Source organism: Pseudomonas sp. NUPR-001, from assembly GCF_052147955.1.
GTDB lineage: Bacteria > Pseudomonadota > Gammaproteobacteria > Pseudomonadales > Pseudomonadaceae > Aquipseudomonas.
Genome location: NZ_CP197353.1, coordinates 6,004,673 through 6,027,202, shown reverse-complemented (window position 1 = coordinate 6,027,202; position 22,530 = coordinate 6,004,673). Strand labels below are relative to the sequence as shown.

The window sequence follows — 22,530 nt, the reverse complement described above, 5'->3', positions numbered from 1 at the left end:
TTCCTGTAGGAGCGGGCTTGCCCCGCGATCCCCCAGTTCAAAACAACAATAAAAAAAGAGCATCTCCCATGATCAATCTCCGTCCAATCGGGTGGCTACCTTTGCTCGCCCTGAGTTTCACCGCCCAGGCCGCCGAACCTGACTTTTTCAAGGACGCCACGGCCACCCTGCAAGCGCGCAACTACTACTTCAGCCGTGATTTTTCCGACATCGTCGGCCCAAACAAACAGTCCAAAGCCGAAGAGTGGGGCCAAGGTTTCATCCTCAACGTCAAATCAGGCTATACCCCGGGCATCATTGGCGTCGGTGTCGATGCCATCGGCGTGCTCGGTATCAAACTCGACAGCAGCCCGGATCGAACCGGCACCGGATTGCTCCCGGTACAGGATGACGGCCGTGCCGCCGACGAATACAGCCGGGCTGGCGCCACCTTGAAGCTGCGTTATTCGAAGACCGAACTGAAGGTAGGTGAGCTACAGACTAACCTGCCGATTTTGCAGTACAACGATTCGCGCCTGTTGCCGCCCACCTACCAGGGCGCCAGCATCACCTCCGCTGAAATCAGCGGCCTGACCCTGCAGGCCGGACACTTGAGCTCCACCAGCCTGCGTAACGAAGCCGGTGATGAGAAGATGATTGCCATGCTCGGTCACCTGCCACAGCGCCAGGCCGACAGCGGTGCCTTCAACTTCGCAGGCGGCGACTACAGCTTCAACGCCAACCGCAGCACCTTGAGCCTGTGGTACGGGCGCCTGGAAGACATCTATCAACAGGGCTTTGTCGGCCTCAAGCACAGCCAGCCGGTGGGTGATTGGGTGCTGGGTGCAAACCTCGGTTATTTCAGCGCCAAGGAGCAGGGCGAAAGCCGCATTGGCGATATCGACAACCAGGCGTTCTATTCGCTGCTGTCGGCCAAACGCGGGGGGCATACCTTCAGCGTTGGTTATCAGGGAATCTATGGCGAGGATTCGTTCCCGCGAGTGTTTCCGAACATTTCACCGCTCGGCAACGAAGTACCGACTTATGAGTTTTCCTATGCCGACGAGCGCTCCTGGCAGGTGCGTTACGACTACGACTTCGTCGCCATGGGTGTTCCGGGGCTGACGGCGACCGTGCGTTACCTCAAAGGCAACAACGTCGATACCGGCCTCGGCTTCGAAGGCAAAGAGCACGAGCGTGACCTGGACCTGGGCTATGCGGTACAGAGCGGGGTACTCAAAGGATTGGGGATACGCGTGCGCAATGCCATGGCCCGCTCGAACTACCGTTCCGACATCGATGAAAACCGCCTGATCCTCACCTACACCTGGACACTGCTGTAGATCCTGTAGGAGCGGGCTTGCCCCGCGATTGCGATTGAACTGATACACCGCAATCGCGGGGCAAGCCCGCGCCTACCGGAAACAAACCGTCCATCTTTCGGTTGGTCGCCAACCTGCGCTTTCGCTTAGACTGCCAAGATAACTACAACGAGTGTCCTGGTATGGAGAGTCCCCTGCTCAGTGAGCGCAGCCGGGTTTTCGATCGTGCCGACCCTTATGCCGTGTCGACCTACGTCAATCAGCATGTGGGTGTGCATAACATCCGTCTGCCGCGTTACGGGCATCCCGAAGCGTGTCTCGACCACCGCAAATTCGCCAGCCTTGATCTCTGCCGGATCAGCTATGGGGGCGAAGTGCGGGTGATGTCGCCTGCGCTGGAAAACGTCTTTCACCTGCAGATTCTGCTGCGCGGCCATTGCCTGTGGCGCCGTGGCAAGGACGAGCGTTTGCTCGGCCCGGGTGAACTGCTGCTGATCAACCCGGACGAACCGGTCGATCTGGCCTATTCGGCCGACTGCGAAAAATTCATTCTCAAACTGCCCAACCGCTTGCTGGAAAACGTCTGTGATGAACAACGTTGGCACCGCCCCGATGAAGGCGTGCGCTTTATCCAGAGCCATTACCAGCTGCTGGCGCTGGAGGGCTTTTCCGGGTTGCTGGCCATGGTCTGTCATGAAGCCGAAGCCAGTGAGCCGCTGATCCGCGTGCAGGAGCACTACAGCCAGATCGTTGCCAGCAAGATGCTCACCCTGATGCCCACCAACGTCAGCCGTGAGGCGCTGAACAGTCAGGCGGTGACGTTTGACCGGATTGCCGGCTACATCGAAGGCAACCTCAAGCTGGATATCTGCAGTGAACAATTGGCGCGTCAGGCCAGCATGAGCCTGCGCTCGTTGTATGCGTTGTTCGAGCGCAATGCCGGGACCACGCCGAAAATCTACATCCGCCAGAAGAAGCTCGAACGCATTCACGCCAGCCTCGCCGACCCCAACTGCCCGGTGCGCAGTATCACTGAACTGGCCATGGATTATGGCTTCGTGCACCTGGGCCGATTCTCGGAAAACTACAAGTCGCTGTTCGGCGAACTTCCCTCCGATACCCTCAAGCGTCGTTCCTGACACTTTGCAGAAAACGGATAAAGGTCTGCACAAAGCGGATATTTGCCGTGCCCCTCGCTCCCTAACCTGACATGGCCTGACCACAATAACAACGGAGGCCCCGGCCATGTCCCTGGGATTCGATTACATTAATGCCCTGCTTGAAGAAGATCAGGAGAAGGGCGTCTTTCGCTGCAAGCGTGAGATGTTCACCGACCCCCGTCTGTTCGATCTTGAAATGAAACACATCTTCGAGGGCAACTGGCTGTACCTTGCCCACGAAAGCCAGATTCCTGAAAAGAACGACTTCCTCACCACCACCATGGGGCGCCAGCCGATTTTTATCGCGCGCAACAAGGAGGGGGTGCTCAATGCTTTCCTCAATGCCTGCAGTCACCGCGGTGCGATGCTCTGCCGACACAAGAGCGGTAATCGCTCGTCGTATACCTGCCCGTTCCACGGCTGGACCTTCAACAACTCCGGCAAGCTGCTCAAGGTCAAGGATCCGGTCGATGCCGGTTATCCGTCGAGCTTCAACTGTGAAGGCTCCCACGACCTGACCAAGGTCGCGCGCTTTGAGTCGTACCGTGGCTTCCTGTTCGGCAGCCTGAACCCAGACGTCGTGCCACTGGTTGAGCACCTTGGCGAGTCGGCGAAAATCATCGACATGATCGTCGATCAGTCGCCTGAAGGTCTGGAAGTACTGCGCGGTTCTTCGTCGTACATCTACGAAGGCAACTGGAAACTGACCGCCGAAAACGGCGCCGACGGCTACCACGTAAGCGCCGTGCACTGGAACTACGCCGCTACCCAGAACCAGCGCAAGCAGCGCGAAGCCGGTAGCGAAGTGAAAACCATGAGTGCTGGCGGCTGGGCCAAGAGCGGTGGTGGTTTCTACTCGTTCGACAAAGGTCACCTGCTGCTCTGGACCCGTTGGGCCAACCCTGAAGACCGTCCGCTGTTCGAGCGCCGCGATGAGCTGGCGGCCGACTTCGGCCAGGCGCGCGCCAACTGGATGATCGAGAACTCGCGCAACCTGTGCCTGTACCCGAACGTGTACCTGATGGACCAGTTCAGCTCGCAGATCCGGATTGCCCGCCCGATTGCCGTGGACAAGACCGAGATCACCATTTACTGCATCGCCCCCAAAGGCGAGAGCGCCGAGGCGCGGGCCCAGCGTATCCGTCAGTACGAAGACTTCTTTAACGTCAGTGGCATGGCCACGCCGGACGACCTGGAAGAGTTCCGCTCCTGCCAGATGGGCTACCAGGGCGGGCGTGGTTGGAACGACATGTCCCGTGGTGCCACGCACTGGGTAGATGGCGCCGATGCCGCGGCCCAGGAAATCGACCTGCATCCGCAAATGAGCGGCGTGCGCACCGAAGACGAAGGCCTGTTCGTGCTGCAACACAAGTACTGGCAGGAAACCATGCTCAAGGCCCTCGAAGCCGAACAGCAGCTGATCCCAGTGGAGGCCGTGCAATGAGCATTTCCTTCGAGCAAGTTCGCGACTTCCTCTACGAAGAAGCGCGTTACCTGGACGACAGCCAGTGGGACAACTGGCTGGAGTGCTACGCCGCCGACGCCACCTTCTGGATGCCGGCCTGGGACGACAACGACCAGCTCACCGAAGACCCACAACGGGAAATCTCGCTGATCTGGTACGGCAACCGTGGCGGCCTGGAAGACCGGGTGTTCCGGATCAAGACCGAACGCTCCAGTGCGACCATGCCCGACACCCGGACTTCGCACAACATCAGCAACATCGAACTGCTGGAACAGAACGATGGCGTCTGCAAGGTGCGCTTCAACTGGCACACCCTGAGCTTTCGCTACAAGACAGTGGACAGTCACTTCGGCACCAGCTTCTACACCCTTGATGTGCGCGGCGAGCGGCCGCTGATCAAGGCCAAGAAGGTCGTGCTCAAGAACGACTACGTGCGTCAGGTCATCGACGTTTACCACATCTGAATCCAGCTTTTCTGCGAGGTGCGCCATGCACAAGATCGCCTTGAATTTCGAGGACGGGGTTACCCGTTTCATTGACGCCACTGCTGACGAAACCGTGGCCGATGCCGCCTACCGTCAGGGCATCAACATCCCACTGGACTGCCGTGATGGCGCCTGCGGTACCTGCAAGTGCTTTGCCGAGGCCGGTCGTTACGACATGGGCCAGGAATACATCGAAGATGCCTTGAGCGAGGACGAAGCCGCTCAGGGTTATGTACTGACCTGCCAGATGCGCGCTGAAAGCGATTGCGTGGTGCGTGTGCCGGCTTCATCGCAGGTGTGCAAAACCGAGCAGTCCAGCTACCAGGCCAGCATCAGCGAAGTTCGTCAGCTGTCCGACAGCACCATTGCCTTGTCGATCAAAGGTGAAGCGCTGAGCCGCCTGGCCTTCCTGCCAGGGCAGTACGTCAACCTCGGCGTACCCGGCAGCGAGCAGACCCGTGCCTATTCCTTCAGCTCGCTGCAGAAGGATGGCGAGGTCAGCTTCCTGATTCGCAACGTACCGGGCGGGCTGATGAGCAGCTTCCTTACTGGCCTGGCCAAAGCGGGCGACAGCATGACCCTGGCCGGCCCGCTGGGCAGTTTTTACCTGCGTGAAATCCGTCGCCCCTTGCTGCTGCTGGCCGGTGGTACCGGACTCGCGCCGTTCACCGCCATGTTGGAAAAAATCGCCGAAGAGGGCAGCGAGCATCCACTGCACCTGATCTACGGCGTGACCAACGACTTCGACCTGGTTGAACTGGACCGCCTGCAAGCCCTGGCCGCGAGCATCCCCAACTTCAGCTTCAGCGCCTGCGTGGCCAACCCGGAGAGCCAGCATCCGCTCAAGGGTTATGTCACCCAGCACATCGAGCCGCGCCACCTCAACGAAGGCGATGTCGATGTGTACCTGTGCGGCCCGCCGCCGATGGTTGAAGCGGTCAGCCAGTACATCCGCGAACAAGGCATCACCCCGGCGAATTTCTACTACGAAAAATTCGCTGCCGCCGCTGCCTGAACCCGCTTTATGGGACCGGGCGCATCGTGCGGGTACGGTCGGTCCCTTTTTTATTCGAGGTTGTCATGAACAACAGATTCGATAACAAGGTCGTGCTGGTCACCGGCGCTGCCCAGGGCATCGGTCGCCGCTTGTGCGAGCGCTTGCTCGAAGAAGGCGCGACGCTGGTGGCCGTTGACCGCTCAGAGCTGGTGCACGAGCTGCAACGCGACGGTGTACTGACCCTCACCGCAGACCTAGAGCAACACAGCGACTGCAGCCAGGTGATGGCGGCAGCCGTGGAGCACTTTGGTCGTCTCGATGTGCTGGTCAACAACGTTGGCGGCACCATCTGGGCGAAGCCGTTCGAGCATTACGAAGCGGCGCAGATCGAAGCCGAAGTACGTCGCTCGTTGTTCCCCACCCTGTGGTGCTGCCATGCGGCGTTGCCCTACATGCTGGAGCAGGGCAGCGGCGCCATCGTCAACGTTTCCTCCATCGCCACGCGCAGCGTCAACCGCGTGCCCTATGGCGCGGCCAAGGGCGGCGTGAATGCACTGACCGCTTGCCTGGCGTTCGAAACCGCAGGGCGCGGCGTGCGGGTCAACGCCACCGCACCCGGTGGCACCGAAGCGCCACCACGGCGGGTACCGCGCAACAGTGCTGAGCAGAGCAGCGACGAGAAAGTCTGGTACCAGCAAATCGTCGACCAGACCCTCGATAGCAGCCTGATGAAGCGCTACGGCAACCTCGATGAACAGGTTGGCGCGATTCTGTTCCTGGCCTCTGACGAGGCTTCCTACATCACTGGCACGGTGTTGCCAGTCGGCGGCGGCGACCTCGGCTGAACGCCCCCTGGAGATCTCGATGAGTCATCCCCTGATTGAACGCATCTCGACGCTGATCGTTGATTTGCCCACCATTCGCCCGCACAAGCTGGCGATGCATACCATGCAGAAGCAGACCTTGGTGATCATCCGTCTGCAGTGCTCTGATGGCATCGAAGGTATTGGCGAGTCCACCACCATTGGTGGTCTGGCCTATGGCAACGAAAGCCCGGAAAGCATCAAGCAGAACATCGACAGCTACTTTGCACCGCTGCTGATTGGCCAGGACGCCAGCAACATCAACGCCGCGATGCAGCGCCTGGACAAGGTGATCAAGGGCAATACCTTTGCCCGTTCCGGCATCGAAAGCGCCTTGCTCGATGCGCAAGGCAAACGTCAGGGCCTGGCCGTCAGTGAGCTGCTGGGCGGCCGTGTCCGTGACAGTCTGGAAGTGGCCTGGACCCTGGCCAGCGGCGACACCGCGCGTGACATCGCCGAGGCCGAGCAGATGCTCGACCTGCGCCGCCACCGCATCTTCAAACTGAAGATCGGCTCCAACGAAGTTGCCCATGACCTCAACCATGTCATCGCGATCAAACGTGCGCTGGGCGACCGCGCCAGTGTGCGCGTCGACGTTAACCAGTACTGGGACGAATCTCAGGCGATCCGCGCCTGCCAGGTGTTGGGCGACCACGGTATCGACCTGGTCGAGCAGCCGATTTCGCGCATCAACCGCGCCGGTCAAGTACGCCTGAACCAGCGCAGCCCGGCGCCGATCATGGCCGATGAGTCGATCGAAAGTGTCGAAGACGCTTTCAGCCTGGCCGCCGACGGCGCCGCCAGCATCTTCGCCCTGAAGATTGCCAAGAACGGCGGCCCGCGTGCCGTGTTGCGTACCGCACAGATTGCCGAGGCCGCAGGCATCGCGCTGTACGGCGGCACCATGCTCGAAGGCTCGATCGGCACGCTGGCCTCGGCTCACGCCTTTGTCACCCTGAACACACTGACCTGGCACACCGAGCTGTTCGGCCCCTTGCTGCTGACCGAAGAGATCGTCAACGAAGCGCCGGTCTATCGCGACTTCGCCCTGCACGTACCCCGTACCCCAGGCCTGGGCCTGACCCTGGACGAAGAGCGCCTGGCGTTCTTCAGCCGCAAGTAAGGAGAGATGCCATGTTGTTCCACGTGAAAATGACCGTGAACCTGCCCCTGGACATGGACCCGGCCAAAGCTGCGCAGCTCAAGGCCGACGAGAAGGAACTGGCCCAGCGTCTGCAACGCGAAGGCAGCTGGCGCCACCTGTGGCGCATTGCCGGGCACTACGCCAACTACAGCGTCTTCGACCTGCCGAGCGTCGAAGCGCTGCACGACACCCTGATGCAGCTGCCGCTGTTCCCCTACATGGACATCGAAATCGATGGCCTGTGCCGTCACCCGTCATCGATCCACAGCGACGACCGTTGAACGCGAACCGCAGATAACAACAATTCGAGGTACTTATCATGACCGTGAAGATTGCCCACACTGCCGATGTCCAGAAATTCTTCGAAGAAGTCAGTGGCCTGAACAACGACCTGGGTAGCCCGCGCATGAAGCTGGTGACCAACCGTATCGTTAACGATGTGGCGCGCATCATCGAAGACCTGCAAGTCACCCCTGATGAATTCTGGAAGGCGGTGGATTACCTCAACCGTCTGGGCTCGCGCCAGGAAGCCGGCCTGCTGGTGGCCGGCCTGGGCGTCGAGCACTACCTGGACCTGCAACTCGATGCCCAGGACGCCGAAGCTGGCATCAGCGGTGGTACGCCGCGAACCATCGAAGGGCCGCTGTATGTTGCCGGTGCCCCGATGGCTGAAGGCGAAGTGCGCATGGACGACGGCCTCGACGCAGGTACCGTGATGTTCCTGCAGGGCCGTGTGCTGGATGAGCAGGGTCAGCCCGTAGCAGGTGCCGTGGTGGATCTGTGGCATGCCAACACCCAAGGCACTTACTCGTATTTCGACAGCACCCAATCGGACTACAACCTGCGTCGTCGTATCGTCACCGACGCCGAGGGTCGCTACCGTGCCCGCAGCATCGTGCCGTCCGGCTACGGCTGCCCGGCCGATGGCCCGACTCAGGAGCTGCTCGACCAACTGGGTCGTCACGGCAATCGCCCAGCGCATATCCACTTCTTCATCTCGGCGCCGGGCTATCGTCACCTGACCACCCAGATCAACCTGGCCGGTGACCAATACCTGTGGGACGACTTCGCCTACGCCACCCGTGATGGTCTGATTGGCGAGCTGCGTTTTGTCGAAGACGCAGCAGCGGCCGATGCCCGTGGTGTGCAAGGGCGCTTTGCTGAGATGGACTTCGACTTCCAACTGCTCAGCGCGCCCAAGCCTGCCAGTGAGCAGCGCAGCAAGCGGCCGCGGGCGTTGCAGGACGCCTGAGTAACAGGTTGAATTGATCGCGGGGCAAGCCCGCTCCCACGGTGACGACACGGTGGGAGCGGGCTTGCCCCGCGATGCTTTCTAGAAGCAAACAACTGGACGATCCAATGAAAACAATACTCCAGGACTTCTCCCTCTCTGCCTTGGTTGCCGGCTTCATCGCCACCCTGATTTCCTACGCAGGCCCTTTGGTGATCATCTTCCAGGCCGCGCACAGCGCTCAGCTGTCGGCAGCGGAACTGTCATCGTGGGTCTGGGCCATTTCCATCGGCAGCGGTGTGCTGGGCGTGGTGCTCAGCCTGCGCTACAAAGTGCCGCTGGTGATTGCCTGGTCGGCGCCGGGTTCGGCCTTGCTGGTGGCGCTGTTGCCGGACATCGCCTTTGCCGAAGCGGTTGGGGCGTACATCGTTGCCAACCTGGTGATCCTGCTGGTGGGCGTGTCTGGCGCTTTCGACCGGATTGTCGGCAAGCTGCCACCGGCTATTTCTGCAGCGATGCTCGCCGGCATTCTGTTCAGCTTCGGCACCGGCTTGTTTACCTCGCTCAAATCGCAACCGCTGTTGGTGCTGGCGATGTTCGTCACCTACCTAGTGTTCAAGCGCGTTGCGCCGCGCTACGCGGTGTTGGCCGTGCTGGTGTGCGGCGTCAGCATTGCGGTGTTCAGCGGTGCAATGAACAGCTCGGCGCTGGTGGTGGGTTTTGCCACTCCCGTGTGGACCACTCCAGTGTTCACCTGGAACGCCTTGTTGAGCATCAGCCTGCCGTTGGTGATGGTGGCGCTGACCGGGCAGTTCGTGCCGGGCATCGCGGTACTGCGCAACGATGGTTATCAAACCCCGGCAAGCCCGATCATTGCCAGCAACGCGTTCACCAGCCTGCTGCTGGCGCCGTTCGGATGTCACGGCTTGAACCTGGCGGCCATCACCGCGGCGATCTGCACCGGTCGTGAATCTCATGACGATCCCGGCAAACGCTACTGGGCAGGTGTGTGCGGCGGTGTGCTGTATTTGTTGCTGGGGGTATTTGGCGCAACGCTGGTGTCGCTGTTTACGGCGTTTCCGGCGGCGTTGATTGCCGCGCTGGCGGGGCTGGCGTTGTTCGGGGCGATTGGTGGGGCGCTGGCAGGCGCGATGAGTGTGCCGAGTGATCGTGAAGCGGCGTTGATCACCTTTCTGGTGACCGCTTCGGGGATGTCATTCCTGGGACTGTCGGCCGCGTTCTGGGGCCTGATCTTCGGTTTGTTCGCCCACCTGTTGCTGCACCTGCGGCGACCCGCGCCACAGGTGAGCAAGGCAAGTTTGCAGGCTGACTGAGGTCAGATCTGCATGGCCATGCCTTCGACGTTCATCGCAGCCTGGCGCAAGGCTTCGGAGCGCGTCGGGTGTGGATGGCAGGTGAGGGCGATGTCTTCGGCCGAGGCCGAGAACTCCATGGCCACGCAGAACTCACCGATCATCTCGCTGACGCTAGGACCGACCAGGTGCACGCCGAGCACTTCGTCGGTGTTGGCGTCGGCCAGCACTTTGGCAAAGCCTTCGGTCTCGTGGTTGATCTTGGCGCGGCTGTTGGCGGTGAAGGGGAACTTGCCCACTTTGTAGGCGCGGCCTTCGGCCTTGAGTTGCTCTTCGGTCTTACCGACGCTGGCCAGTTCCGGACGGGTGTAGATCACCCCGGGAATGAGGTTGTAGTTGACCTCATGGGCCTTGCCGGCAATTCGCTCGATGCAGGCAACCGCCTCATCTTCGGCCTTGTGCGCAAGCATCGGGCCGGAGGTGACATCGCCAATGACCCAGATCCCCGGCACTGCAGTGCGGTGGTGCTGGTTGCTGAGCATGCCGCGTTTGTCGGTGTCGAGGCCGACGGTTTCCAGCCCCAAGCCTTTGGTGTAAGGGCGACGGCCGATGGCAACCAACACATAGTCCGCCTGCAGCGATTCGCTGGCGCCACCGGCGGCCGGCTCAAGGCTCAAGTTCACTGCATCCGCTGTCGAAGTCGCCTGGGTGACCTTGCTGCCCAGCTTGAAGCTGATGCCTTGCTTGGCCAGTGACCGTTGCAGGGTTTTTGCGGTTTCTTCATCGGTGCCTGGGCAGATGCGGTCGAGGTACTCGATCACCGTGACCTGGCTACCCAGACGGCGCCACACCGAGCCCAGTTCCAGGCCGATCACCCCGGCGCCGATCACCACCAGATGCTTTGGCACGGACGGCAGCGACAGAGCGCCGGTGGAGTCGATGATACGTTGGTTATCGATGGTCACCCCTGGCAGCGGCGTAGGCTCGGAGCCGGTGGCAATGACGATATCTTTGGCCTGCAGCTCGGTGACACTGCCGTCTTCGGCCTTGACGTTGACCCGCCCCGGCCCGGCCAATTGACCCCAGCCTTTGATCCAGTCGACCTTGCTCTTGCGGAACAGAAACTCGATGCCCTTGGTCAGGCCGGTCACGCTCTCGTCTTTCTGTTTCATCATCTGGGCGAGGTTCAGGGTTGGCTTGACCTCAATCCCCAGGTTGGCGAACTCGCTGCCAACGGCGGCTTCGTACAGTTCCGAAGCATGCAGCAGCGCCTTGGATGGCATGCAGCCCACGTTCAGACAGGTGCCGCCCAGGGTCGAACGGCCTTCCACGCAGGCCACGCTCATACCCAGCTGCCCGGCGCGGATGGCGGCGTTATAGCCACCTGGGCCGCCGCCGATGATCACCACATCATAGGTTTTCATTGTTGTACTCCAGGATGAAGAATCGGCAATGGCGCCAAGATTAGTCTGCAAGACGATGGATTGTATACAATTTATCGCACAGCCCTTTTGCCTTGCGAGGGTCTGGAATGCGGGCGGCAGGCTCAGACTATGGTCACGTCAGGCTGAAACTTCCAATAGATGAACTACCCTTTGGCGGTGACGTCCGATGAAGAAAGGGAGGTTCAATTCATGCTTGCGCAACTTCCACCTGTTCTGCAAAGCCTGCGATTGCCACTGCGTCTGCGCCTGTGGGATGGCCATGAGTTCGATTTGGGGCCCAAGCCTCAGGTCACTATTCTGGTCAAAGATCCGCAGTTGCTCACCCAACTGACCCATCCCAGCCTGGATGAACTGGGCGCTGCTTTCGTTGAGGGCAAGCTTGAGTTGGAGGGCACGATCAGTGAAGTGATCCGGATTTGCGATGAGCTCAGTGAAGCCTTGCTCAAGCATGAAACCGAAGACCAGCCGCAGCGCCGCGAACACGACAAGGCGACGGATGCAGCGGCAATTTCCTATCACTACGACTTGTCCAACGACTTCTATCAGCTGTGGCTGGACCGCGACATGGTCTACTCCTGTGCCTACTTCAAAACTGAGCAGGACACCCTTGAGCAAGCACAGCAGAACAAGTTCGAGCACCTGTGCCGCAAGTTACGCCTGCAGAAGGGCGACTACCTGCTTGATGTGGGCTGTGGTTGGGGCGGGCTATCGCGCTTCGCGGCTCGCGAGTTCGGCGCCAAGGTGTTCGGCATCACCCTGAGCAAGGAACAGCTCAAACTGGGGCGGGAGCGGGTAAAGGCCGAAGGTCTGCAGAAACAGGTGGACCTGCAGATTCTCGACTACCGCGATATTCCCCAGGATGGTCGCTTCGACAAGGTGGTGAGTGTCGGCATGTTCGAGCATGTGGGTCATGCCAACCTGGCGCTGTACTGCCAGCGCCTGTTCGGGGCAGTGCGCGAAGGTGGCCTGGTGATGAACCACGGCATCACTGCCAAGCATGTGGATGGGCGTCCGGTAGGGCGGGGCGCTGGTAACTTCATTGGCCGCTACGTATTTCCGCATGGCGAGCTGCCACACCTGTCGATGATCGCTGCCAGCATCAGTCATAGCGGTCTTGAGATTGTCGATGTCGAGAGCCTGCGCCTGCACTATGCACGCACGCTCAAGCACTGGAGTGATCGCCTGGAAAACCAGCTGCAGTTGGCCTCGACACTGGTGCCGGAGAAAGCGCTGCGTATCTGGCGCCTGTACCTGGCCGGTTGCTCCTATGCCTTCGCCAAGGGCTGGATCAACCTGCACCAGATTCTTGCGGTCAAACCCTTTGCCGATGGGCACCATGATTTGCCGCTGACACGTGAGGACTTGTACCGCTGACGGCTGTTAGAGAATCGGCGAGATCAAGCGTGCGATACGCATTCCCAGGTGTTGAATGCGATGGGTGTCCTGGCTGTCTTCAGGCGTGATCTCACGGGCCAGGTCGAAGTCGTGCCTGAGCATGGCTTCGACCTGATCGGCAAACTGGCGGTCCACCGTCAGCAGCATCACTTCGAAGTTGAGACGGAAGGAGCGGTTGTCCAGGTTGGCACTGCCGATGGCGCTGACCTCGTTATCGATGAGGACGACCTTCTGGTGCAGGAAGCCCGGACCATAGCGGAACATCCTCACCCCAGCGCGCACCGCCTCGAAGGCATACAGGCTGGAAGCGGCATAGACGATGCGGTGGTCGGCCCGCGAAGGGAGCAGGATGCGTACATCCACCCCGCGCAGCACGGCCAGACGCAAGGCGGCGAATACAGCTTCATCAGGGATGAAGTAGGGGCTGGTGATCCACAGCCGCTCGCGCGCCGAATGGATGGCCTCGACGAAAAACAGCGAACAGGTTTCCTGTGAGTCGGCCGGACCGCTGGCCAGCACTTGGCAGAGCACGCCGTCTTCAGGGTAAGTGTCGGGCAGGATCAGCGGGGGCAGTGCGCGTGCAGCCCAGAACCAGTCTTCGGCGAATGACTCCTGCAGGCAGGCCAGCACCGGGCCGCTGACCTGGATGTGAGTGTCACGCCAGGGTGAGAGCTTGGGCTTTTCCCCCAAGTACTCGTCACCCACGTTATGCCCACCAAGAAAACCCTGCAGGCCATCGACCACGACGATTTTGCGGTGATTGCGGAAGTTGACCTGAAAGCGGTTGAACCAGCCTCTTCGGGTGGCGAAGGCGCGGACGTTCACACCGCCGTCGCGCAGCGTCTGGCTGTAGCTGGCAGGTAGTGCATGACTGCCGACGCGGTCATACAGCACATAGACCTTGACCCCTTCGGCGGCTTTTTTCAGCAGCAGGGCCTGTAGGGCGCGACCAAGCGTGTCGTCATGGATGATGAAAAACTGCACCAGCACGGTGTCACGGGCTTGTTGAATCGCGGCAAAGATGGCGTCGAACGTCGCCTTGCCGTCGATCAGCAAGCGCACCTGGTTGTTCGCCAGACACGGCATGCGGCCCAGCTTGGGCATGGCTCGCAACGCCGCATAAGACTCGGAGTTTCGCGCGGCCAACGCTTCATCGACCCAGGGTCGCCAGTTCAGGTCGGCCATCGCCACGTGCATTTCCCGGTTGGCCTGGCGCCTCGCCTGGATGTAGGCGTCGAAGGTGCGGCTGCCGAAGATCAGATACGGGATCAAGGTGAAGTAGGGGATAAACAGCAGCGATAAGGCCCAGGCGATTGCGCCCTGGGCCGTGCGTACGGTGAGCACCGCATGCATGGCGGCAATGCCACCGAGCAAGTGCAGGGCACCGATGAGGTAACCGAAGAAGTAGGGGCTGTGGTAATCCATACACATCCTGCTGTCCAAAGGCACTGCCTCTAACAGAGCATGTTCCACACTCAACTTGCAACCGAAAGGGCAAATTGACGTCTAAGCTGTGTTCCAGCTTGGGGCTGGAGTTTCGAGGAGTCATTACATGAAAAGTCGTCTGCCGATGCTGGCATTGGTCCTGGGTGTGTCGAGCCCGATGGTGCATGCGCAAATGTTGCAACCAGGGTTATGGGAGCTGACCACCAGCAACATGCAGGTCGATGGCAAGGCACTACCAGACATGGGCTTCATGCTTGGCCAGTTGAAGAACTTGCCGCCTGAACAACGGGCGATGATCGAAGGGGGTCTGGCCAAGCAGGGCATCAACGTCGCCGGCGAAGGTGTGCGCTCGTGCTTGACCCCGGAGCAGGTCAAGACCAACGACATTCCGCTGCAAGATCCGAAGTCGGGCTGCACCCAGAAGATTACCGAGCGCAGCGGTAATGTCTGGAAGTTCACCTTCAGTTGCCCGAAAGCCCAGGGTGCCGGGCAGGCTACTTTTGTCAGTGACCGCGAGTTTCTCACCCAGGTCAGTGGCACCTTCAATGCTTCCGGGGTTCAGCAGCAGGGCAGCATGAACACCCGCGCGGTGTGGTTGGGCAGTGACTGTGGCACGGTCAAACCACGCACCTGAAATGCGTTGAGCCTTACCAGCGCCACTGGCTGTGCGCGACAGCGTCGTGGGCATGCAGGCTTTCTGCATGTTCCACGCGCAGGCTAAATCCGCTTGCCCAAGGCAGGCGCTGCAACGCCAGGTGCAGGCGTCGGGCGGCATCCTCACAGAACATCAGGTTCTGGCCGTTGGCCAAGGCAAAGGCCTGTTCGTCTGCACGCTTCACCGCCGTCTGCACCGCGGTACCCAGAGCCGCCTCCGCGTGATCGATCAGAGCAGTCAGCGGCAGTTCACGGGTTCCCTGCTTCAGTCGTAGTTGTAATTGCGCCACGCTGCGTTGGCTGTGCGGCGTCGCTACCACACCTTCGGCACTACCCAGCCAGCTGAGAATCGACTCATGGCTGAGGGCGCGATTGCCGAAGTCGGAGATAAATTGCTGCTGAATCAACTGCCTGGCCAAAGCCGCCGAGCAAGGGCAGGTGGAGGAGTAATCCACATTCACTTTTAGTTCCACGTGGAACATTTCATCTTTCAACTGCGCAGACAGGGTGATCGGATAGGCCTTCCATCCGCTTAATGGGCTGATCAATGCCGGGCGCTTGATCATGTAGTCGAAGCGCAAATCCAAATAAGCGGCCGCCGATAAACCCGTGTGGCTCTCAAGAAAGTTCAGCAATACCTGGTGTAGCAACTGAGGCGTCAGAGGCTGCTGTTCGAATGTCTCCAGCGCCAGGTACAGGCGCGACATGTGGATACCGCGTGCGCTGCCATCGTCGAGGCTGACACCTGCGTCGGCAGTTGCGCGCAGCGTGCGGCCATCGAGCAACACCGGCAAAGCGATGTTGCACATGCCGACCCAGTCCAGGGGCAGTGATGAACGATTGGCTTGCGCGGCAATATCGGGAAGCGTGAAGGCAGTCATGGGCAACTCGTCATGGGCAGGAAAGAGCAATTACTGGCAGCCGCTCAGGCGATTGCAGCGCACGTTGAAGCGCTGACCGCTGGAGCTAGATACTCGATTGAGTGTGGTCCAGCCGACTTTGCGGCTATAGCCCACCCAGGTTTCACCGTCGCTGGCCAATCCGGTGTAGAACGTCAGCTGCCCATAGCGGCTGTTGGTTTGTGCCCACAGCCGCTTTCCTTGCGCTTCGTAACCGCGCAGGTAGGTTGTGCTGCCATCGGTGCGCACGCTGTAGTAGTTGCCTTGCGCATCAGCGCAGGCCAGCAAAGTGGCGCTACGCGTACACAACGCCAAGCCCTTGCTTAGCGGCACGGCTTGCGCGCAAACGGGCAGGCTCAGCAGCAATCCTGCAAGGGCAAACAAGCACAGCATCTTCATTGCTTAGCGTCCTTTCAGAGGCCTTTTCGGTAGCAGTCAGGTTAAGCAGCTTGGCGAGATTGTATTGTTATAATATAACATTTCGCAATGCATCATTCGAATGCACCCGCCCTGATGAGGATCTGACCATGCCCAACCGCCTTCCTGTCACCGTGCTTTCCGGCTTTCTGGGTGCCGGCAAAAGCACCTTGCTCAACCATGTGCTGCGCAACCGCGAGAATCTGCGCGTCGCGGTGATCGTCAATGACATGAGCGAAATCAACATCGACGCCAGCGAGGTGCAGCGCAACGTCAGCCTCAATCGCGCTGAAGAGAAGCTGGTGGAAATGAGCAACGGCTGCATCTGCTGCACCCTGCGTGAAGACCTGCTGGAAGAAGTGAGCCGCTTGGCTCAGGAGGGGCGTTTCGATTACCTGTTGATCGAATCCACCGGCATTTCCGAACCGTTGCCGGTTGCCGAGACTTTCACCTTCCGCGATGAACAGGGCCGCAGCCTGGCCGACCAGGCGCGACTGGATACCATGGTCACGGTGGTCGACGGCTTGAATTTCCTGCGCGATTATCAGGCAGCGCAGAGCCTGGCCAGCCATGGTGAGACCCTCGGTGAAGGTGACGAACGTTCCATCAGTGACCTGCTGATTGAACAAGTGGAGTTTGCCGATGTGATTCTGCTCAGCAAGATCGACCTGATCAGCAGCCATGAGCGCGATGAGCTCAGTGCCATTTTGCGCAGCCTCAATGCCACTGCGCAGATTGTGCCGATGGTCATGGGCCAGGTGCCGTTGGCAGCGATCCTCAACACCGGCTTATTTGATTTCGAGCGTGCGGCCCAGGCACCAGGCTGGTTGCAGGAACTGCGGGGTGAGCATGTACCGGAGACCGAGGAGTACGGCATCGCTGCCAGCACCTGGCAAGCGCGTCGGCCGCTGCATCCACAGCGTTTTTTCGACTTTATCAACGGGCCTTGGGACAACGGCCGGCTGCTGCGCTCCAAAGGCTTCTTCTGGCTGGCCAGCAAGTATCAGGATGCGGGGAGCTGGTCGCAGGCTGGCGGCATGATGCGTTATGGCTTTGCTGGCGGCTGGTGGCGCTTTGTTCCACGCGAGCATTGGCCGCAAGATGAAGTCAGCACGGCGGCAATCCTGAAGCACTGGACGGCCGAATGCGGTGACTGCCGTCAGGAACTGGTGTTCATTGGTCAGAACATCGACTTCAACCGGCTCACGGCTGAACTGGACGCTTGCTTGCTCAGTGATGCCGAAATGGCCGAAGGCGTCGAACGCTGGCGCCAGTTGCCTGATCCGTTCGGCCCTTGGTACGACGAGGAAGCGGCTTGATGTTCAAGCCTTGACGGCACGACCTGATATCAAGGCATAGTGAGGAAAATTCCGAGCGCCTACCGTCTTATGCTGCAGAACATCCCCACCCACGTCATTGCTGGCCCTTTAGGGGCTGGCAAGACCAGCCTGATCCGTCAGTTGCTGGCGCAACGGCCAGCCAATGAACGTTGGGCGGTACTCATCAACGAATTTGGCCAGATTGGTCTGGATGCGGCGCTGCTCAGCACCGATGACCAGGGCATTGCCATGGGGGAGGTGGCGGGTGGCTGCCTGTGTTGCGTCAACGGCGCGCCTTTTCAGGTCGGGCTGGGCCGTTTGCTGCGCAAAGCCAAACCCCATCGGTTGTTTATCGAACCTTCAGGCCTGGGGCATCCACAGCAATTGCTGGATCAACTTCGGCAGCCGCCTTGGCGTGGTGTGTTGAATGTGCAGCCCGCGGTCATGGTGCTGGATGCCCAGCAACTGGCAGGGCGTGTCGCGCTGCCTGAGGCGCAGCAGCAGGCGTTGGCCAGTGCGGGCTTGCTGGTGCTGAACAAGTCCCAGGGACTGGATGAGCACCAGCGTCTGTGGATAAGTTCACAACTGCCTGCGCAACCGCAGTTCTGGACCGAGCAAGGGCAATTACCGCTATCGAAATTGCCAGTGCTGGAACAACAGCATGAGCTCGACGGCGCTGTGGATAAGCTGTCTTTGCCCAACGATTCCGGGCCTGCCGCGGCCCTGTGGATAAATCCTCACGAACCCCTCTGCAGTGTTCAAGAGGCTGCAGATGGGTGGAGTATCGGTTGGCGTTGGCATCCACAGCAGATGTTCGAACCGTCACGCATCGAGCAGTTTTTGCGTGCGTTCGACTGGCGTCGGGCCAAATTAGTTATCCACAGCCCGCACGGTTGGCAGTCGATCAACGCAGTGGAAGGGCAGGAAAGTCTTCACTGGCAGCCCAGCGCATGGCGCCGTGATTCGCGTATCGAACTGATATTTAGCGCCGCCCAGGACCGCGCGCAGCTGAATCACGCCATGCAGGCGTGCCGACTCTAGTTGCGCCAGCGGTTATGGTCCTGACGCCACTGATTCATTTCGACGACATTGTCGGCATGTTGAACAGTTTTAATCTCGAACGGGTAGGGCGCCAGCTCGATCTGCATGCTGTGGGCACCGAACTGGGTGACGGTGCCGGGGTGGCGCTGCTCCCCGGTGACGGTAAATTCGAAGTTATACACACGCGCCAGACGCTTGCGGCCTTGGGCGTCTCGGACAAAGCCGATACGCTTGAGCGCGACGTTGCCATCGAGCAATTCCAGATCGAGTTTTGCACAGTGCTGTTTGACCCGCTCCAGGGCCTTTTCGCGCAAGCCATGGTTATGCCACAGCCAGGCGCCAGCCGTGGCCAGCAGCATCAGCACGGAGAGATTACCCAGGGTCAACATTTGCAAATGCTCCAACAAAGTATGCCCAGCTTAACTGCCTCCCCGGTCTGTCGTACAGGAGGCTTTTAGCGCCATACTGCGTCCTTGTTATTCATTCCTTTGCTTTGGAAGCCTTGCATGAAACGTACACCGCATCTGCTCGCCATCCAGTCTCACGTCGTTTTTGGCCATGCCGGTAATGGCGCGGCAGTGTTTCCGATGCAGAGGGTGGGGGTGAATGTCTGGGCGTTGAACACCGTGCAATTCTCCAATCACACTCAGTATGGCCAGTGGACGGGAGAAGTGCTTGCTCCAGCGCAAATTCCTGCGCTGGTCGAGGGCATTGCGGCGATCGGCGAACTGGGTAACTGCGACGCGGTGTTGTCGGGTTACCTGGGCAGCGCCGAACAGGGCCGCGCGATTCTCAGTGGTGTGGCGCGAATCAAGGCCGCCAATCCCAAGGCCCTGTACCTGTGCGATCCGGTGATGGGGCACCCGGAAAAGGGCTGCATCGTACCGGCCGAAGTCAGCACCTTTCTGCTTGAAGAGGCGGTTGCCGTTGCTGATGTGCTGTGCCCGAACCAGTTGGAACTGGATACCTTCTGTGACCGTCGACCGCAGTCTCTGGAAGATTGTGTGTTGATGGCGCGTAGCCTGCTGGAACGGGGACCGAAAGCGGTGCTGGTCAAACACCTGGCCTACCCGGGACGTGGCGCAGAGGACTTTGAAATGCTGCTGGTAACGGCAGAGGGCAGCTGGCATCTGCGCCGGCCTTTGCTGGCCTTCCCGCGTCAGCCCGTGGGTGTCGGTGACCTCACCTCAGGGCTGTTCCTGGCGCGCCTGCTGCTGGGTGATAGCTGCCTGGCCGCGTTCGAGTTTGCCGCCGCCGCAGTGCATGAGGTGTTGCTTGAGACCCAGGCCTGCGCCAGTTACGAACTTGAACTGGTGCGGGCCCAGGACCGCATCGTGCATCCACGGGTGCGCTTTGAGGCGCGCCGTCTGAACGATTAAAGCGTGTCGCCTTTGAGCTCCTGGTAGCGCTTCTCCAGCTCCTGGCGGATCAACCGGCGCTGTTTACCTTGCAGGAAACGGCGCTTTTCTTCGCTGGTTTCGGGCTGGCGCGGCGGTACTGCCACTGGCTTACGGTCGTCATCGACGGCCACCATGGTGAAAAAGCAGCTGTTGCTGTGGCGTACCGAACGTTCGCGAATGTTTTCGGTGACCACCTTGATACCAACTTCCATCGAGGTGTTGCCGGTGTAGTTGACCGAGGCCAGGAAGGTCACCAGCTCACCGACATGCACCGGCTCGCGAAAGACCACCTGGTCTACCGACAGGGTGACTACATAGCGCCCGGCATAGCGGCTGGCGCAAGCGTAGGCGACTTCATCCAGGTATTTAAGCAGCGTGCCGCCATGAACATTGCCAGAAAAGTTGGCCATGTCCGGAGTCATCAGGACGGTCATCGACAGCTGGGCGTTTCCAGGTTCCATAGTGTGCTCACGGTGAGGTTGCGCTGAGGCGGGGTGGCGACTGGTTTTCACGCTTCTTTCCCCTATTACGATTCCCATCTAAAGACGGGACGCTGACAGCGGCCTTGCCGTCACGCTGTTTGTGCCATTTACGGCGTTGATCTGGTCGATCTGTTTCCACTTATTGCATCGGCTTTTCACCTCAGGCGGCAGTGTTAACCTGAAGAAGCCCATGCAAGGTGGGGATCTCTACATTAAAAGCACTATGTAGCCGCAACTCAACCCGTCAATTCCGGGGCTTAAGTAGCGGTTTGTCCTTGGTCTTAAGGTAAGGAGTACCACGCCGTGCATGCCATCAGCTTTATCCAGGACTTGGCAGTGATCATGCTGGTTGCGGGTGTGGTCACTATTCTTTTTCATCGCTTCAAGCAACCGGTCGTGCTCGGCTACATCGTCGCCGGCTTCATCATCGGCCCACACACCCCGCCGTTTGGCCTGATTCACGACGAAGTCACCATCAAGACCCTTGCCGAGCTAGGGGTGATCTTTCTGATGTTCTGCCTGGGCCTGGAGTTCAGCCTGCGCAAGTTGTTCAAGGTCGGGGCGACTGCGTTTATCGCGGCGTTCCTGGAAATCGTGCTGATGATCTGGATCGGCTTCGAGATCGGCCGCTGGTTTGGATGGAGCACCATGGACTCGTTGTTCCTCGGTGCGATTCTGGCGATTTCCTCGACCACCATCATCGTCAAGGCGCTCAATGACTTGAAGATGAAGAACGAACGCTTTGCCCAGCTGATCTTTGGTGTGCTGATCGTCGAGGATATCCTAGGCATCGGCATCATCGCCTTGCTCTCCGGAATAGCCGTCAGTGGTTCGGTGAGTTCCGGTGAGGTGTTCTCCACGGTCGGCAAGCTGTCGTTGTTCATGATCGTGGCGCTGGTCATTGGCATTTTGCTGGTGCCGCGGTTGCTGGCCTATGTGGCACGTTTCGAAAGCAACGAAATGCTGCTGATCACGGTACTGGGCCTGTGCTTCGGCTTTTGCTTGCTGGTGGTCAAACTCGAATACAGCATGGTGCTCGGCGCGTTCCTGATCGGTGCGATCATGGCCGAATCCCGCCAGCTGCTGAAAATTGAACGCTTGATCGAGCCGGTTCGCGACCTGTTCAGCGCTATCTTCTTTGTCGCCATTGGCATGATGATCGACCCTATGGTGCTGGTCGAATACGCCTGGCCAATTGTGGTCATCACCGTGGCAGTGGTGTTGGGCAAGATGCTGTCCTGCGGCATGGGGGCATTCATCGCCGGCAACGACGGGCGCACCTCGTTGCGCGTAGGCATGGGGCTGTCTCAAATCGGCGAGTTCTCGTTCATCATCGCCGCCTTGGGCATGACCCTGCAGGTAACCAGCGACTTCCTCTATCCGGTTGCGGTGGCTGTTTCGGCGATTACCACGCTGCTCACGCCTTACCTGATTCGTGGCGCCGACCCCTTGTCGCTCAAGCTTGCCAAGGTGGTGCCACGGCGTTTGGCACGGGTGCTGTCGTTGTATGGCGAGTGGTTGCGCAGCATTCAGCCACACGGGGAGGGGGCGCTACTGGCGTCGATGATCCGGCGCATTTTGCTGCAAGTGGGGGTGAACCTGGCGTTGGTGGTGGCGATCTTCTTCAGTGGCGGCTATTTCGCGGTGCGTATTGGTGAATACCTGGGCGAGTGGGTCAGCGATGTCGGCCAGCAGAAAGCATTGATCTGGGGCGCTGCGTTGCTGCTTTCGCTGCCGTTCCTGATTGCCGCGTACCGCAAGCTCAAAGCGCTGTCGATGTTGCTGGCAGAGATGGGCGTCAAACCGGAAATGGCCGGTCGTCATACCCAGCGAGTGCGTCGGGTGATCGCCGAGGTGATTCCGCTATTGTCGCTGCTGGTGATTTTTCTGCTGCTGTCGGCATTGTCGGCGAGCATTCTGCCCACCAATGAGTTGCTGATCTTGATCGTAGTGGTGGCGGCGGGAGTGGTTGCAGTGCTGTGGCGCTGGTTCATCCGCGTGCATACGCGCATGCAGATCGCGCTGTTGGAGACGCTGGATAATCATCAGGAGCATCACCGCTGACGCAGTGAT

22 protein-coding genes are annotated in these 22,530 nt (G+C 59.8%); 16 read left to right on the top strand and 6 right to left on the bottom strand.

The annotated features are described in order from the left end of the window. Positions 1 to 68: 68 nt before the first annotated feature. The 10 genes from ACP6KB_RS27750 to ACP6KB_RS27705 all read left to right on the top strand — a co-directional run bounded on the left by ACP6KB_RS27750 (position 69) and on the right by ACP6KB_RS27705 (position 9,980). Positions 69 to 1,322: an OprD family porin gene (locus tag ACP6KB_RS27750; protein ID WP_442111011.1), complete on the top strand. Its 1,254-nt coding sequence runs from the start codon at positions 69 to 71 to the stop codon at positions 1,320 to 1,322. Positions 1,323 to 1,483: 161 nt separating this feature from the next. Next, the gene (locus tag ACP6KB_RS27745; RefSeq protein WP_442111009.1) at positions 1,484 to 2,440 is read left to right on the top strand and encodes an AraC family transcriptional regulator; all 957 of its coding nucleotides are present in this window, start codon (positions 1,484 to 1,486) and stop codon (positions 2,438 to 2,440) included. Positions 2,441 to 2,546: 106 nt separating this feature from the next. Then, complete coding sequence (gene benA / locus ACP6KB_RS27740) at positions 2,547 to 3,905, top strand: benzoate 1,2-dioxygenase large subunit (protein ID WP_442111007.1); 1,359 nt, start codon at positions 2,547 to 2,549, stop codon at positions 3,903 to 3,905. Continuing rightward, entirely contained in the window at positions 3,902 to 4,390 is a 489-nt protein-coding gene (gene benB / locus ACP6KB_RS27735; protein WP_038616069.1) for a benzoate 1,2-dioxygenase small subunit, read from the top strand. Before benA ends, benB begins: the two co-directional genes overlap by 4 nt. A 25-nt stretch (positions 4,391 to 4,415) precedes the next feature. Then, positions 4,416 to 5,426 carry a benzoate 1,2-dioxygenase electron transfer component BenC gene (gene benC / locus ACP6KB_RS27730; RefSeq protein WP_442111005.1) on the top strand — a complete coding sequence of 337 codons (1,011 nt, stop codon included), beginning with the start codon at positions 4,416 to 4,418 and terminating at the stop codon, positions 5,424 to 5,426. Positions 5,427 to 5,491: 65 nt separating this feature from the next. Continuing rightward, positions 5,492 to 6,253 carry a 1,6-dihydroxycyclohexa-2,4-diene-1-carboxylate dehydrogenase gene (locus tag ACP6KB_RS27725; RefSeq protein ID WP_442111003.1) on the top strand — a complete coding sequence of 254 codons (762 nt, stop codon included), beginning with the start codon at positions 5,492 to 5,494 and terminating at the stop codon, positions 6,251 to 6,253. Positions 6,254 to 6,272: 19 nt separating this feature from the next. After that, the gene (locus ACP6KB_RS27720) at positions 6,273 to 7,394 is read left to right on the top strand and encodes a muconate cycloisomerase family protein (RefSeq protein WP_442111001.1); all 1,122 of its coding nucleotides are present in this window, start codon (positions 6,273 to 6,275) and stop codon (positions 7,392 to 7,394) included. A gap of 11 nt (positions 7,395 to 7,405) precedes the next feature. Then, on the top strand, positions 7,406 to 7,696 hold the full coding sequence (gene catC, locus ACP6KB_RS27715) for a muconolactone Delta-isomerase (RefSeq protein ID WP_133213657.1): 291 nt from the start codon (positions 7,406 to 7,408) through the stop codon (positions 7,694 to 7,696). Positions 7,697 to 7,734: 38 nt separating this feature from the next. Continuing rightward, the gene (gene catA / locus ACP6KB_RS27710; RefSeq protein ID WP_442110999.1) at positions 7,735 to 8,667 is read left to right on the top strand and encodes a catechol 1,2-dioxygenase; all 933 of its coding nucleotides are present in this window, start codon (positions 7,735 to 7,737) and stop codon (positions 8,665 to 8,667) included. A 107-nt stretch (positions 8,668 to 8,774) separates the two neighbouring features. Next, positions 8,775 to 9,980 carry a benzoate/H(+) symporter BenE family transporter gene (locus tag ACP6KB_RS27705; protein WP_442110997.1) on the top strand — a complete coding sequence of 402 codons (1,206 nt, stop codon included), beginning with the start codon at positions 8,775 to 8,777 and terminating at the stop codon, positions 9,978 to 9,980. A 2-nt stretch (positions 9,981 to 9,982) separates the two neighbouring features. Here the strand turns inward: ACP6KB_RS27705 and lpdA are convergent, their stop codons facing one another. Continuing rightward, positions 9,983 to 11,383, bottom strand: a complete 1,401-nt coding sequence (gene lpdA / locus ACP6KB_RS27700) for a dihydrolipoyl dehydrogenase (protein ID WP_442110995.1) — start codon at positions 11,381 to 11,383, stop codon at positions 9,983 to 9,985. 210 nt (positions 11,384 to 11,593) lie between these two features. On the opposite strand from lpdA, the gene cfaB reads away from it, so the two are divergent. Next, the gene (gene cfaB / locus ACP6KB_RS27695) at positions 11,594 to 12,778 is read left to right on the top strand and encodes a C17 cyclopropane fatty acid synthase CfaB (RefSeq protein WP_442110994.1); all 1,185 of its coding nucleotides are present in this window, start codon (positions 11,594 to 11,596) and stop codon (positions 12,776 to 12,778) included. A gap of 6 nt (positions 12,779 to 12,784) precedes the next feature. Here cfaB and cls read toward each other — a convergent pair whose 3' ends face one another. Continuing rightward, positions 12,785 to 14,224 (bottom strand): cardiolipin synthase, encoded by a 1,440-nt coding sequence (gene cls / locus ACP6KB_RS27690; RefSeq protein WP_442110992.1) that lies wholly within the window; start codon positions 14,222 to 14,224, stop codon positions 12,785 to 12,787. A gap of 127 nt (positions 14,225 to 14,351) precedes the next feature. Between cls and ACP6KB_RS27685 the strand changes: the two genes are divergently transcribed. Continuing rightward, positions 14,352 to 14,879 (top strand): DUF3617 domain-containing protein, encoded by a 528-nt coding sequence (locus ACP6KB_RS27685; RefSeq protein WP_442110990.1) that lies wholly within the window; start codon positions 14,352 to 14,354, stop codon positions 14,877 to 14,879. A 13-nt stretch (positions 14,880 to 14,892) separates the two neighbouring features. Here ACP6KB_RS27685 and folE2 read toward each other — a convergent pair whose 3' ends face one another. Together folE2 and ACP6KB_RS27675 are read right to left on the bottom strand one after the other, a co-directional pair. Beyond that, positions 14,893 to 15,780, bottom strand: a complete 888-nt coding sequence (folE2, locus tag ACP6KB_RS27680) for a GTP cyclohydrolase FolE2 (protein ID WP_442110988.1) — start codon at positions 15,778 to 15,780, stop codon at positions 14,893 to 14,895. Positions 15,781 to 15,810: 30 nt separating this feature from the next. Beyond that, positions 15,811 to 16,197: a glutamine synthetase gene (locus tag ACP6KB_RS27675; RefSeq protein ID WP_442110986.1), complete on the bottom strand. Its 387-nt coding sequence runs from the start codon at positions 16,195 to 16,197 to the stop codon at positions 15,811 to 15,813. A gap of 128 nt (positions 16,198 to 16,325) precedes the next feature. Between ACP6KB_RS27675 and zigA the strand changes: the two genes are divergently transcribed. Both zigA and ACP6KB_RS27665 read left to right on the top strand, forming a co-directional pair. Beyond that, entirely contained in the window at positions 16,326 to 17,534 is a 1,209-nt protein-coding gene (zigA, locus tag ACP6KB_RS27670; protein ID WP_442110984.1) for a zinc metallochaperone GTPase ZigA, read from the top strand. A gap of 69 nt (positions 17,535 to 17,603) precedes the next feature. Continuing rightward, positions 17,604 to 18,575 (top strand): CobW family GTP-binding protein, encoded by a 972-nt coding sequence (locus ACP6KB_RS27665; protein WP_442110982.1) that lies wholly within the window; start codon positions 17,604 to 17,606, stop codon positions 18,573 to 18,575. On the opposite strand, the gene ACP6KB_RS27660 is transcribed toward ACP6KB_RS27665, so the two are convergent. Next, on the bottom strand, positions 18,572 to 18,964 hold the full coding sequence (locus tag ACP6KB_RS27660) for a DUF3301 domain-containing protein (protein ID WP_442110980.1): 393 nt from the start codon (positions 18,962 to 18,964) through the stop codon (positions 18,572 to 18,574). The genes ACP6KB_RS27665 and ACP6KB_RS27660 overlap by 4 nt on opposite strands. 117 nt (positions 18,965 to 19,081) lie before the next feature. Between ACP6KB_RS27660 and pdxY the strand changes: the two genes are divergently transcribed. Continuing rightward, a complete protein-coding gene (pdxY, locus tag ACP6KB_RS27655) occupies positions 19,082 to 19,954 on the top strand; it encodes a pyridoxal kinase PdxY (RefSeq protein ID WP_442110978.1) in 873 nt (290 codons plus the stop codon). On the opposite strand, the gene ACP6KB_RS27650 is transcribed toward pdxY, so the two are convergent. Then, entirely contained in the window at positions 19,951 to 20,436 is a 486-nt protein-coding gene (locus ACP6KB_RS27650) for an acyl-CoA thioesterase (RefSeq protein ID WP_442110976.1), read from the bottom strand. The two genes, pdxY and ACP6KB_RS27650, sit on opposite strands and share 4 nt — an antisense overlap. A 324-nt stretch (positions 20,437 to 20,760) precedes the next feature. Between ACP6KB_RS27650 and ACP6KB_RS27645 the strand changes: the two genes are divergently transcribed. Then, positions 20,761 to 22,521: a cation:proton antiporter gene (locus tag ACP6KB_RS27645; protein WP_442110974.1), complete on the top strand. Its 1,761-nt coding sequence runs from the start codon at positions 20,761 to 20,763 to the stop codon at positions 22,519 to 22,521. The last annotated feature ends 9 nt before the right edge of the window (positions 22,522 to 22,530 follow it).